The following is an 11,559-nucleotide window of genomic DNA, read 5'->3' on the forward strand; positions in this document are numbered from 1 at the left end:
ATTATCATGAAAAAAAGCACCATTTACTATACATTAATTATTATAATTATAGTAGTGGCCATTATAGGCATTGAGCTTTATTCAGGCGTCTACCCGCCATTCTCGGTTGTTGAATCATACAGCATGGAGCACTCAAACTACTGGCAGCCTGGTATAATAGACGAGGGTTCAATAGTCTTTGTAAAGAAGGTAAACAGCATAAATGATATAAAAACATATGTCACAGGAAGATCATCAGATTACAGAACATACGGCGAGTACGGCAACGTTATTTTATACCATGATGGCCCAAGGATAATAATACACAGGGCCATGTTTTATCTTGAATGGAATCAGGAAAAGCCGGTTATTTTAGGTTATAATAACCAATCATGGATAAAAATTTATAACAACGATGTCATTGTTTTATACAATATAGGTTATGCACACAGGAATTTAATGATAAACGTATCAAGATATATCGGTGATTCCGGATTTATAACTGCAGGCGACCATAACGTTGCGACGATACCAAAGGATTCAATATATTATAATAAAACATACAATGCTTACTGTGCCACCGACCAGACATTATTTAATATAAAACCTGTAACATTGAATCAAATAGTCGGGGTTGCATATGGCGATATACCGTGGTTTGGCCTGTACAAGCTTAATATACTAAGGCTTGAGGGTAAGTGGCCTGAAATATACGCCGATCACGTACCAAGGTACAGCTATCTATATTTATATACAACAACGACAATAATATTGATACTTATCTTCATGCCTTATGGTAAAATCTCAAGATCGTTAAGAAAGAAATAAAATATATATATAAAATTTTCAATTAACTTTTTAATGGCAAAAAATAATAAAAGATCAACAAATAAAAATCAAAAAAATAAGAATTCTGCGTCAAAAAATCAAAATAAAAAAAATAACATCAATCTTAAAAATAAGAATGTTATAGGCAGTGCCATAGCTGCGGTGATCATCGTTGTGCTTGTCGTTGTTGTTTTAACACATCCATTATACAGGGCGCCATTTAGTGCGCCATCATCGATATCAAGCGATAAATACTACATGGTTTCAAACAGGGACATGTTGAGCAACGGTTCGTCCGGTGTTTTCTTTATATCCTGGTATGGCTGCCCAATAGGCGCAACAGATTCATGGGCAATTTACTATGCAATAAACAGCACTACTGATATATATAAGTACGTTGAGCTTCATACTGCAGATCCTGGAGATATCTACTCAAATGGAACAACAGGCCAGCCCGGACTCCTGTTTAAAGGTGATTTTACATTTAAAACAACTGACGGTTATAAGTACACATTTTATCCGATATACATGTACAATGAAACCATGACGGGAACGATAAATAATAAACCGATAAACGGAAGCCTTGCGGCATACGGCCTTTCAGTAATAAAGGCTGAGGCCCCTCCTGGAATATATAATATCATGAAGAAATACGAGAGCGATGTTACATATGATAATCATATAACAACAACGTTTATAATAACAGGACCATCCGGTACCTACATTTTAAATGCATACATGTATGCCCCAAGGAGCGGCGGCCTTCTTGGATCCGGATCGCCGCAGCATGGAGCATGGAATCCGAATCCACCCCAGTATGTTATGGAATATCTTAATACAAGCAGCCAGATAAAATCAGCTGCTAATACATTTATGTCCTATCTAAATGATGCAAGGTAATAATTAAACAGTATTAAATAATAAAATAATATCCTTTTTTATGTATGACCCTGAAAAAGAGAGAATAATAGAGGCCTCAAGAGATATTATATCATCATCGCTTACCGTTGGTTCATGGGGAAATATAAGCATGAGAACCCATGATGGCAACATTGTTATAACACCAAGCGGGAAAAATTATAAAAAGTTATCAAAGGAGGATCTTATTGTAACAGATATAAATGGAAATATTATATCAGGAAAATATAAACCTTCCAGTGAAAGACTAATGCATTATGAAATATACAAAAAAAGGAAGGATGTAAATGCAATTGTCCACACACATGCTGTTTATTCATCAGTACTTTCAGTAATTGATGAGGATCTGCCTGTTATAACCGAGGATGTTGCCATGCTGCTTGGCCATGTTCGTGTTGCAAAATATGCAATAACGGGAAGCATGGATCTTGCATTAAACGTTGCATCCGTTCTTAATGATGCAAATGCGGCAATAATGGCAAACCATGGGGCAGTTGCCGTAGGCGTCGATATGGAACGCGCATATACAGCTGCACAGGTTCTTGAAAAGTCATGCAAGATCTTTGTTCTATCAAGGATAATCGGCAGGGTAAACGTCGTTCCTGAAGAGGATGCAAAACAGCTTTCAAAGATATCTGAATCGTATCTATCCCAATGGAAGAACTGGGATTAATACAGGCTTTTTGCCATGTATGGCCCAAGTCTTTCATAACCATATTTTCTAAAGTAATTTCTTACACCGATTCCACTTATTACAAGTATTCTTTTTAAACCGTATTCATCCCTTGTTATGCGCTCCGCCTCATTAAGCAGGTTATGCCCAAGGCCGTGATGCTGCCATTCGTTGCTGTTATGAGAGCCAAGTGGAACGATGTTGCCAAAAACCTTTATCTCACGTATTATCGATGAATTATAAACCTCCTTTCTATGGGCATACTCTGATGGTATTCTTAACCTTATAAAGCCTATTATATCATCATTGCTGTTTTCATAGGATAAAAATATTTCATCCCCGCTGCCTGCCCTGTAATTCCTTCTTACAAGCCTGAAATCATTGTTATATTTATGTTTTTCAATGCCTATCTCCCTTGATCTTATCTCCATTGTCTTTAAATTGAGTTTTTTCAAATTTTCCATGACAAGGTTTCTTAAATCACTGCGCTTTACACCGGCCTCTATGAACTGGACTGGTATATCACGCTGCATTCTCATAACCCTTACCCATGGCGGCATCCTGGCCATGAAGTAGGTTATTAAATTAACAGCCCTCTCGGTATCGTATGGCACATATTTTCCTGATTTCCAGAGTTTATAAAGCGATGTGCCCCTTACAACCAGTGTTGGATAGATCTTTAACATATCCGGCATGTAATCACTGTTTGAAAACATCTCATCAAAGCTTTTTACATCATCTGAATATGAGGACCCGTACATCCCTGGCATGATATGGTAAACAATCTTTAAACCTGCGTCCCTGGCCAGTCTGGTTGATCTTATTATCTCGGCAAGGCCATGACCCCTGTTATTTATATTAAGTATCCTGTCATTTAATATCTGAACACCAAGCTCAACCTTTGTTGTTCCATATTCAAGTGCCAGGTCTATATCCCTTTCCATAAACCAGTCCGGCTTTGTTTCAACGGTTAGTCCTATACAGCGTCTCTGTGAGCTCTCATTCATAAGCATTGATTCCTCGAGGCTGCCAGACACATATTTATTCATACCGTCAAGACAGCCCTTAACAAATGCCCTTTGATACTCGGGTGATCTCGCCGTAAATGTTCCACCCATTATTATTAAATCAATCTTGCTTGTATCATGGCCTATTGTTTCAAGCTGTTTTAATCTATTAAATGTTATATTGTATGAATCATATGAATTGTACCTGCCCCTCAGTGCGGATGGTTCGAATCCAGTATATGACTGCGGTGAATTTGTGTCAACGCCTCCAGGGCAGAATATGCATTTTCCATGGGGACAGCGCTCCGGCGATGTCATGGCCGCCACAACTGCAACACCGGATATTGTCCTTGTTGGCTTTATCTTTAATATATTTTCATACTTTTTATTATTTTTATAATTTAATATCTCGACGTCGCTTGGTATGTAATCTAGATTATAAATCTTTGATAAACGAATCTTCTCCCTTTGAAGATCCTCCTTATTTTTTATTTCGCCTGAATCAAGCTCCAGCGTTATATCATCAAAGAAATCCATTATATAATCATTGTAACTTATTATAAAAATTTTAAGTGATCCCTGCATAACTATATATTATAATAAAAGATATCTGGTCAAGTGTTTATTTTGAATTCGTTCAGCTTTAAAATAGATAAAAGGATAAAGGAATCGCTTGACAGGATGGGTTTTTATGAACCAACAGAGGTTCAGGGCCTTGCCATTCCTGAGATACTCTCGGGCAGGGATGTTGTTATTAAATCAATGACCGGATCTGGAAAAACTGCGGCATTTTTGATACCTGCCATTCAAAGGGCACTGGGCTCAAAATTTTTTAACACCGTTCTTATTGTACTGCCAACAAGGGAGCTTGCATTGCAGACCTATTCAGTTGCATTAAATATATCCAGGAATTTCTTCAGAACCACTGTTGTTTACGGTGGCTCATCGATGGAAAAACAGATCCATGATTTAAGGGATTCTAAAATAATAATAGGCACACCCGGAAGAATTATAGATCTAATTAATAGAGACCTATTAAATCTTGAGCATGTTTGTATGTTTATTCTGGATGAGGCAGATATGATGCTTGACATGGGCTTTATAGATGATATATACAAAATAATAGAAAACCTTCCTGAAAAAAGACAGAACGTGCTTGCCTCGGCAACAATGCCTGAAAGGCTCGATGATATGATAAAAAATTTGATGAATGATCCTGAATTGATAGCAGTTTCCAATGGATACACGCCAAAAACAATAGTGCATGATTATACAATTATACCAGAGCATAAAAAATTCTCGGCTTTGCTATCTTATATCGATGAGAATAGAGACATGAAAAGAATTATCTTTGTGAGAACAAAGCATGGTGCTGTTGTGCTAAGTGAGATACTCAATAAATGCGGTTTTAAAAACGTAACCTTGCATGGTGACATGAGGCAGAGATCAAGGGAAATATCCATAAAAAGGTTCAGAAATTACAGGAGTGGAATAATGATTGCAACAAACGTTGCGGCCAGGGGCATAGATATACCAGATGTTGATGAAATCATAAATTTCGATGCGCCCATAGACGATATAAAATCATACTCCCACAGGGCAGGCAGATCTGGAAGATTTGGCAGGCCTGGACATGCATTGACGATATTTACAGAGAAACAGAAAAATATGATAAATGAGATAGAAATGAAAAACAATGTAAAGATGGATCATAAAATTATAAAAATAAATGATGTTTATTATAATATAGATTACCGTGATATTATAAACAATATCCAGTAATTTAAATGATATTTTATAATAAGATAATCAAAGATTATATATATTATATGCATAACCATCAAAGGTTGAGCAAACGGATAATAAGTGGTTTATAGGGTATGTATTTTCAAATATTGGTGCCGGCCTTACGACGCCGCTGATACCCTTATTTGTTGTTTTATACCTTAAAAGCAACGTTGTTCTTGTTGGTATTGTTTCATCTGTTTCATCTGCTGCCTCCGTGCCTGCACTGATTTTCTGGGGTAATATATCAGACAGAATAAAGAAGAGAAAGATATTCATATTAATAGGTTTCTTTGGGTCTTTTGCATCCCTTATGCTTGTTCTCACAGTTCATAATATAACATCTTACCTTATTATGTTAATAGCATTTCAGATCATAGCCATGGCCAGCGTGCCCGTGTCAACGTTGCTTATACTTGAGAACTCCAGCAGAGATCTATGGCCATCAATCATGGGAAAATTCAACAGCTACAATGCCATAGGAACAGTTGTTGGCATTGGATCTGGAATAGCCTTTCTCACCCTATATTCTTATAAGGGCAGTGCCGTGCTTCCATACGTTTATATCATTTCTGCAATGGTTTACCTTGCTGCAGGTATATCATCGATATTCACACTTAAGGAGCCGCAGATAATAATAAAAAGGAACAGGCTAAACTGGATATACACAGTAAGGCTCTTTGAAAGGCTAAGATTCTTCCCGACACATATAATACACACAGGAATCAATTCAAACGGCCATAAGATTTCAATGGATCTTAAAAGGTACCTTGTGGTCACATTTATATTAATGGCGGCATTCCAGATCTTCTTTGTGCCATACCCGGTCTTCGTTCTTAAAAGGTTCAGTGCAACGGACAATGAGATATACATTATGTACCTGTTAAACAGCCTCATGTCTGCGATTACGTTCTTCCCCGCTGGAAAATACATAAAATACATTGGGTCAAACCGGATGCTTATATACTCTGTATCTTTAAGGGCGGTAATATTCACTGTAATGGGCATATTAACAATCAGCGCCTCTGGTCTTTATTACTTCATATTGTTTATTCTGGTTTATGGAATGCTTGGCGGTATATGGAGCTTTATAAGCATAAGCGAGATTACAAGCATATCAAACATGGCTGATAAGAACACCAGGGGAAAGGTGATAGGCTATTACAATTCACTGAACGGCGCAGGCCAGATATTTGGCTCCCTGTTATCCGGATTTATTGCCTATGATATCAGCTACCTATTCGATTTTATTTTATCATCATTAATTATAGTTTCAATGATAGTATACATAATAAAAATGAATCCTCCAGACATAAGTGTAAAAATCAGACCCTCACGCGTTTCACAAAAAGGTGAAAAAGATTCTTAAAGCCGTCCTCCCATGTTCTCAGCTTGGGCCTGCTCAACCTTACACCATAAACTATCGGTATTTCTATTAACTTACCATGCCTTATTGCCTCTATTTTTATATCCTCGGAGAATGACATGCCATCTCCAAGATAGCCCATTTTGTTATAAAGATCCTTTTTAAATACCCACATGCCGCTCTGGGAATCCTTTAATGAAAAATTAAAGAGCAGCTTTATTGAAAGATTTAAAACCATGTTTCCAAACCGGTGCAATGATGTGTAGTTACTCTTGCTTCGCAATGTCATTCTGTCACATGATATAAAATCGACGTTATCGATTAAAAGTATGTCTATTAATGGCCTTACCATTTTGTAAGGATAGGTATTATCGCCATCCAGGCATACTATTATATCACCTGAGGCCCTTTCAATGCCTGTTTTATATGCACGGCCGTAACCTTTTCTTGGTTCATTTATAACAGTTGCACCAAGTGATCTCGCTATATCTGGTGTTCCATCGTTTGAGTTGCTGTCAACAACGATTATTTCAATATTTTCAATGGATTTTAAACCATTAATGACCGCACCTATTGTCTCGGCCTCGTTTATTGTTGGTATCACCGCACTGATCTTCATTCGAATGGTTAATATAAATGGATATAATATTTTTTATGTAAAAAAATAATGTCCTTTGAAAATATTATATATTTAATAAAAATACAAAATGAAATGAAGATATATATAATAGACAACGGCGGCCAGTGGACGCACAGGGAGTGGCGGACAGTAAGGGATCTTGGCGTTGATTCAACAATAGTACCAAACACAGTGGATGCAGATGTACTCGCTGATGCTGATGGTATTATCCTGTCTGGTGGACCTGCAAGCATTGAGAGTGAAATGAGTAAGCTTGGAAACATAAAGGAGTACATGCACAGATATAATTATCCGGTTCTTGGCATATGTGTTGGCGCCCAGTTCATAGCAATAGACTCAGGTGGCCGTGTTTCAAAGGCATTACATGCCGAGTATGGTAAAAAAATTGTTAATTTTACCTCTAAGGATGGAATATTTTATAATGTTCCTGATTCAATAAATGCCTGGGAAAACCACAATGATGAGATAAAATCGATATCAGATGATTATATAATATGCGCATATTCTGATACATGCAGGGTTCAGGCATTTTATCATAAAAATAGGGATATATTTGGTGTTCAGTTCCATCCAGAGGTAAATAATACAGAGCATGGAACAACAATATTTAAGAATTTTATTGAAAAGTGCAGGAGATAAATATGTATATAATAAAGCATGGCGATATTATAGGAAGGCTTTACAGTGACTTTGCAATAATAAAGAATGAAAAAATAAAGATACCTGAGTATAGAATAATAGAGCCCGGGGACATAATAAAGCTAAAGGGCCTTGATTTCATTGTTATTGATCCACAGCCTGCATATTTCAGTTACTTCAATTTAAGAAGGACGCAATCCATATCCGATAAGGATATAGCATATATACTTTTTAAAACAGGGGTAAGACCTGGAATGAACATTCTTGAGATTGGCATTGGCATAGGCACCATGAGCTATGCAATATTAAATATACTTGGTAATGGAAGCCTGACCAGCATAGATATAAACATTGAAAATATAAAAAATTCAGAAAAAAATGTTAATGAATTAATTGATACAGGGAACTGGCGCATCATCAATGGCGATATCAAAAAAGTCCAGGGAGAAAAATACGATGCAGTCATAGTTGACATACCGGATCCATGGAACTACATGAATTTAATATCGGAATCCTTAAAGCCGGGGAAATATGTATCCTTTTATCTGCCAAATTTTGATCAGCTTGAAAAAACCGTAATTTCAATGGAGGAAAATGGAATATATCATGAGGAATCGCTTGAGCTTATAAAGAGAAACATTATAGTAAGGGAAAATGCCACAAGGCCGGATAATAAAATGATAGGCCACACAGCTTATATATCAATAGGTATTAAAAAATCTATTTATTCATAATTTAAATCAAGTGCACCGGTGATCTCCTTATATCTGTTCCTTATTGTTACCTCGGTAACACCGGAAACCTTTGATATCTCCTTTTGTGTCTTTGGCTTTCCGGATATTATTGCGGCTATGTATATCGCTGCGGCGGCAACACCCGTTGGTCCCTTTCCAGCTGATATACCTGTTTCATTAACCCTTCGAATTATCTCCTCGCTTTTAATTATTACATCCTTATCAAGGTTCAATTTGTTGCAGAACTGTGAAACGTAGGAATATGGTGTTGTTGGCTTTAAATTTAATTTTAATTCCTTTGCAAGATGCCTGTATGCCTTTCCAATCTTCTTTTTGTTTATGTCTGCAGCCTTGGAGATCTCATCAAGGGTCCTTGGAATGTTTACCTGCCTGCATGCCGCATAGATTGCCGCGCATACTATGCTTTCAATACTGCGGCCCCTTATTAAATTCCTCTCCACGGCCTTCCTGTATATAAGGGCAGCACTTTCCTTTATGTCTTTCGGTATTCCCAGCTTTGAGCCGTCATCATTTAAAAGCTGTAAGGCCAGTGAAAGATTCCTTTCCGATGCATTTGAAACACGAATGCGCTGGTGCCATTTTCTAACGCGGTAAATCTGGGCACGGTTTTTATGTGGTATTCTTTTTCCATAATAGTCCCTGTTGGACCATGATATCTCTGTGGCCAGGCCCTTATCATGGCTCAAAAAACTCATTGGCGAACCTGTCCTTGCACGCTTTTCGTCCTGATCAGAATCAAAAGCCCGCCATTCCGGGCCCTGGTCTATTGATGTTTCCTCTATGACTATACCACAATCGCCACATAAAACCTCACCCCTCTCATAATCCCTTATAAGATGCCCTGAACCACACTCGGGGCATCTCTGTCCAATATTTTCCTCCATTGAAGATCACCAATAAATTTAAGTAGTACATTACATACACTATTAAAGTATTTCCATTTTTCAGGATAGATTCATAATATTAAAGATTGACAACTAAATTATAGTGTGAAAAACTAAGGGGAGTTAGGATACAGCTTTATCCACAAATTTTTTTATACTGTAATCAAAAAATTTTAATAAATTTGCGTAAACTTTAAATATAACATTTGGATATACTAATCTGCTAATGAGGTATCAGTGCAGGGTCGTTCATATAAAAAACAATGAAATGCTAATACGGATTGATAACTGTATAAAAATGCATGAAAACGTTTACAGTGATGATGGAAAAAACGTTGGTAAGATAATCAAAATACTTGGGCCGGTTAGAAATCCGTATGCACTTGTAAGATTGAGGGAGAAGATAGATATTAAAGATGTGTATGTGAGGTGTTAATATGGTTGATAAGAAAAAGAGTATATATGATATTGAAAAATGCCCGGAATGCGGATCATCACAGTTGGTCAGGGATTATGAAAGGGGAGAGTTAATATGCTCAAACTGTGGCCTGGTCATTGATGACAGTTACATTGATGAGGGGCCAGAGTGGCGTGCATTTGACTCAGAGCAAAATGAGAGCCGTGCAAGAACGGGCTCTCCGATGACTTATACAATTCACGATAAGGGTCTCTCAACAGATATATCGTGGAAGAACAAGGATTCATATGGAAAATCAATACCAACAAGAAACAGGGCGCAGCTCTACAGGTTAAGAAAATGGCAGAAGAGAATAAAGGTATCGAATGCCGCTGAGAGAAATCTCTCACAGGCACTGCAGGAACTTGAAAGGATGACATCAAACCTAAGCATACCAAACGATGTTCGTGAAACAGCAGCTGTCATTTACAGAAAGGCCGTGAAGCAGAACATGATACGTGGCAGATCAATAGAGGGTGTTGTTGCAGGCTCAATATATGCTGCATGCAGGATAACAAATGTGCCAAGAACACTTGATGAAATAGCATCTGTTACAAGGGTAAAAAAGAAGGAGATTGGCAGGACCTACAGGATCATGGCAAGGTATCTAAAACTAAATATAATGCCATCAAAGCCAGAGGATTATGTAAACAGGTTCTGCTCAAAGCTTAGATTGTCAATGGAGGCCAGAAAGAGGGCCGAGGAGATACTAAAGATGGCCGTGGACAACGATCTTACTTCAGGAAAGGGGCCAACAGGTGTTGCTGCCGCAGCGATATACATAGCATCATTGATAACCGGAGAAAGGAGAACGCAGCGTGCCATAGCAGAGGTTGCCGGTGTTACAGAGGTAACAATAAGGAACAGATACAAGGAATTAACTGAAAAATTGAACCTAACAATAGAGGAATAAATTTAATTTATTTCATTCATTTTTAACCATGTTTCATAATCTCTAAGTATATCATCAATTATATTATATAACGATTGCATTTTTAGGTTTTTTATATTTATATCAATCTTTTTTTCACGGCATCTTATTTCTATTGTTTCATCATTATCAGGGCTCAGGGCCATCATCAGGCTATTGCAGTTTTCGGTATCCATTGATATTTTTACATCCATGATTAAAAAATATATTATGTTATAAATATTTTTATAATGCCGATAGATTATTCTTTTTTATAGATGATTCGTGTATTATTAATTATTGAAATCATTAACGATGCTGATATCAGGCATTTAAATTGTAATATATCATGGTAATGTACAAAGAAAGACAGAAATTAAGGATTTTGAATCTTACATTGATTTTTATGTTTATAATTATATTATTCTTCGATCTCTAAAATATGATACCTTTACTATAAAATCTTACATTTATTTTTAATTGATATCAATTTTTATGGATTTTTAAATAAAGAGTTAAAAATTTTTATATACATAGATTTTATCTTCTCTACCATGGAAGCATGGATGGTGTCTGGAGGTGTCGTCTGCAACAGTGCATTTTTAAGCGGAGCCTTTATGCACCATCATAGCCATCAGTATAAAAATCTTTTAAGATCTGATGGCCAGAACGAATCATCATTCCTGGAGAGCATATGATCCAGGCAGCTTCGGTAACT

The 11,559-nt window shown here is 36.9% G+C and carries 14 protein-coding genes; 10 read left to right on the forward strand and 4 right to left on the reverse strand.

What is annotated here, in order from left to right; genetic code table 11:
* The first annotated feature begins 6 nt into the window (after positions 1–6).
* The 3 genes from B8780_RS04500 to B8780_RS04510 are packed head-to-tail and all read left to right on the forward strand — an operon-like array spanning position 7 to position 2,398.
* Complete coding sequence (locus B8780_RS04500; RefSeq protein WP_236719388.1) at positions 7–807, forward strand: S26 family signal peptidase; 801 nt, start codon at positions 7–9, stop codon at positions 805–807.
* A 33-nt stretch (positions 808–840) separates the two neighbouring features.
* Positions 841–1,707: a DUF929 domain-containing protein gene (locus B8780_RS04505; RefSeq protein WP_011178149.1), complete on the forward strand. Its 867-nt coding sequence runs from the start codon at positions 841–843 to the stop codon at positions 1,705–1,707.
* Positions 1,708–1,747: 40 nt separating this feature from the next.
* A complete protein-coding gene (locus B8780_RS04510; RefSeq protein WP_084272815.1) occupies positions 1,748–2,398 on the forward strand; it encodes a class II aldolase/adducin family protein in 651 nt (216 codons plus the stop codon).
* Here the strand turns inward: B8780_RS04510 and B8780_RS04515 are convergent.
* On the reverse strand, positions 2,395–3,942 hold the full coding sequence (locus B8780_RS04515) for a tRNA uridine(34) 5-carboxymethylaminomethyl modification radical SAM/GNAT enzyme Elp3 (RefSeq protein ID WP_084272911.1): 1,548 nt from the start codon (positions 3,940–3,942) through the stop codon (positions 2,395–2,397). The two genes, B8780_RS04510 and B8780_RS04515, sit on opposite strands and share 4 nt — an antisense overlap.
* A 90-nt stretch (positions 3,943–4,032) precedes the next feature.
* On the opposite strand from B8780_RS04515, the gene B8780_RS04520 reads away from it, so the two are divergent.
* Positions 4,033–5,187: a DEAD/DEAH box helicase gene (locus tag B8780_RS04520; RefSeq protein WP_084272816.1), complete on the forward strand. Its 1,155-nt coding sequence runs from the start codon at positions 4,033–4,035 to the stop codon at positions 5,185–5,187.
* Between the two features lie 139 nt (positions 5,188–5,326).
* Positions 5,327–6,559, forward strand: a complete 1,233-nt coding sequence (locus B8780_RS04525; RefSeq protein ID WP_236719395.1) for an MFS transporter — start codon at positions 5,327–5,329, stop codon at positions 6,557–6,559.
* Here the strand turns inward: B8780_RS04525 and B8780_RS04530 are convergent.
* Positions 6,516–7,175 (reverse strand): glycosyltransferase family 2 protein, encoded by a 660-nt coding sequence (locus B8780_RS04530; protein WP_011178144.1) that lies wholly within the window; start codon positions 7,173–7,175, stop codon positions 6,516–6,518. The genes B8780_RS04525 and B8780_RS04530 overlap by 44 nt on opposite strands.
* Before the next feature lie 93 nt (positions 7,176–7,268).
* Between B8780_RS04530 and B8780_RS04535 the strand changes: the two genes are divergently transcribed.
* Both B8780_RS04535 and B8780_RS04540 read left to right on the forward strand, forming a co-directional pair.
* Positions 7,269–7,835, forward strand: a complete 567-nt coding sequence (locus tag B8780_RS04535; protein WP_236719389.1) for a GMP synthase subunit A — start codon at positions 7,269–7,271, stop codon at positions 7,833–7,835.
* 2 nt (positions 7,836–7,837) lie between these two features.
* Positions 7,838–8,569, forward strand: coding sequence for a tRNA (adenine-N1)-methyltransferase (locus tag B8780_RS04540; protein ID WP_011178142.1), 732 nt, complete (start codon positions 7,838–7,840; stop codon positions 8,567–8,569).
* On the opposite strand, the gene B8780_RS04545 is transcribed toward B8780_RS04540, so the two are convergent.
* Positions 8,560–9,474: a transcription initiation factor IIB gene (locus B8780_RS04545; RefSeq protein WP_011178141.1), complete on the reverse strand. Its 915-nt coding sequence runs from the start codon at positions 9,472–9,474 to the stop codon at positions 8,560–8,562. The genes B8780_RS04540 and B8780_RS04545 overlap by 10 nt on opposite strands.
* 226 nt (positions 9,475–9,700) lie before the next feature.
* On the opposite strand from B8780_RS04545, the gene B8780_RS04550 reads away from it, so the two are divergent.
* Both B8780_RS04550 and B8780_RS04555 read left to right on the forward strand, forming a co-directional pair.
* Positions 9,701–9,910: a Gar1/Naf1 family protein gene (locus B8780_RS04550; RefSeq protein ID WP_011178140.1), complete on the forward strand. Its 210-nt coding sequence runs from the start codon at positions 9,701–9,703 to the stop codon at positions 9,908–9,910.
* A 1-nt stretch (position 9,911) separates the two neighbouring features.
* A complete protein-coding gene (locus tag B8780_RS04555) occupies positions 9,912–10,844 on the forward strand; it encodes a transcription initiation factor IIB (protein ID WP_011178139.1) in 933 nt (310 codons plus the stop codon).
* A 2-nt stretch (positions 10,845–10,846) separates the two neighbouring features.
* Here the strand turns inward: B8780_RS04555 and B8780_RS04560 are convergent, their stop codons facing one another.
* Positions 10,847–11,056: a hypothetical protein gene (locus B8780_RS04560; protein ID WP_048059519.1), complete on the reverse strand. Its 210-nt coding sequence runs from the start codon at positions 11,054–11,056 to the stop codon at positions 10,847–10,849.
* Between the two features lie 339 nt (positions 11,057–11,395).
* On the opposite strand from B8780_RS04560, the gene B8780_RS08110 reads away from it, so the two are divergent.
* The gene (locus B8780_RS08110; RefSeq protein WP_153274144.1) at positions 11,396–11,539 is read left to right on the forward strand and encodes a hypothetical protein; all 144 of its coding nucleotides are present in this window, start codon (positions 11,396–11,398) and stop codon (positions 11,537–11,539) included.
* The last annotated feature ends 20 nt before the right edge of the window (positions 11,540–11,559 follow it).

The organism is Picrophilus oshimae DSM 9789, assembly GCF_900176435.1.
GTDB lineage: Archaea > Thermoplasmatota > Thermoplasmata > Thermoplasmatales > Thermoplasmataceae > Picrophilus > Picrophilus oshimae.

What these genes read in the sequence shown, in the direction of transcription:
- B8780_RS04540 (WP_011178142.1), top strand. Translation starts at nt 7,838, where the DNA reads ATGTATATAATAAAGCATGGCGATATTATAGGAAGGCTTTACAGTGAC.
- B8780_RS04550 (WP_011178140.1), top strand. Translation starts at nt 9,701, where the DNA reads ATGAGGTATCAGTGCAGGGTCGTTCATATAAAAAACAATGAAATGCTA.
- B8780_RS08110 (WP_153274144.1), top strand. Translation starts at nt 11,396, where the DNA reads ATGGAAGCATGGATGGTGTCTGGAGGTGTCGTCTGCAACAGTGCATTT.
- B8780_RS04505 (WP_011178149.1), top strand. Translation starts at nt 841, where the DNA reads ATGGCAAAAAATAATAAAAGATCAACAAATAAAAATCAAAAAAATAAG.
- B8780_RS04545 (WP_011178141.1), bottom strand. Translation starts at nt 9,474, where the DNA reads ATGGAGGAAAATATTGGACAGAGATGCCCCGAGTGTGGTTCAGGGCAT.
- B8780_RS04560 (WP_048059519.1), bottom strand. Translation starts at nt 11,056, where the DNA reads ATGGATGTAAAAATATCAATGGATACCGAAAACTGCAATAGCCTGATG.
- B8780_RS04530 (WP_011178144.1), bottom strand. Translation starts at nt 7,175, where the DNA reads ATGAAGATCAGTGCGGTGATACCAACAATAAACGAGGCCGAGACAATA.
- B8780_RS04515 (WP_084272911.1), bottom strand. Translation starts at nt 3,942, where the DNA reads ATGGATTTCTTTGATGATATAACGCTGGAGCTTGATTCAGGCGAAATA.
- B8780_RS04510 (WP_084272815.1), top strand. Translation starts at nt 1,748, where the DNA reads ATGTATGACCCTGAAAAAGAGAGAATAATAGAGGCCTCAAGAGATATT.
- B8780_RS04535 (WP_236719389.1), top strand. Translation starts at nt 7,269, where the DNA reads ATGAAGATATATATAATAGACAACGGCGGCCAGTGGACGCACAGGGAG.
- B8780_RS04555 (WP_011178139.1), top strand. Translation starts at nt 9,912, where the DNA reads ATGGTTGATAAGAAAAAGAGTATATATGATATTGAAAAATGCCCGGAA.
- B8780_RS04500 (WP_236719388.1), top strand. Translation starts at nt 7, where the DNA reads ATGAAAAAAAGCACCATTTACTATACATTAATTATTATAATTATAGTA.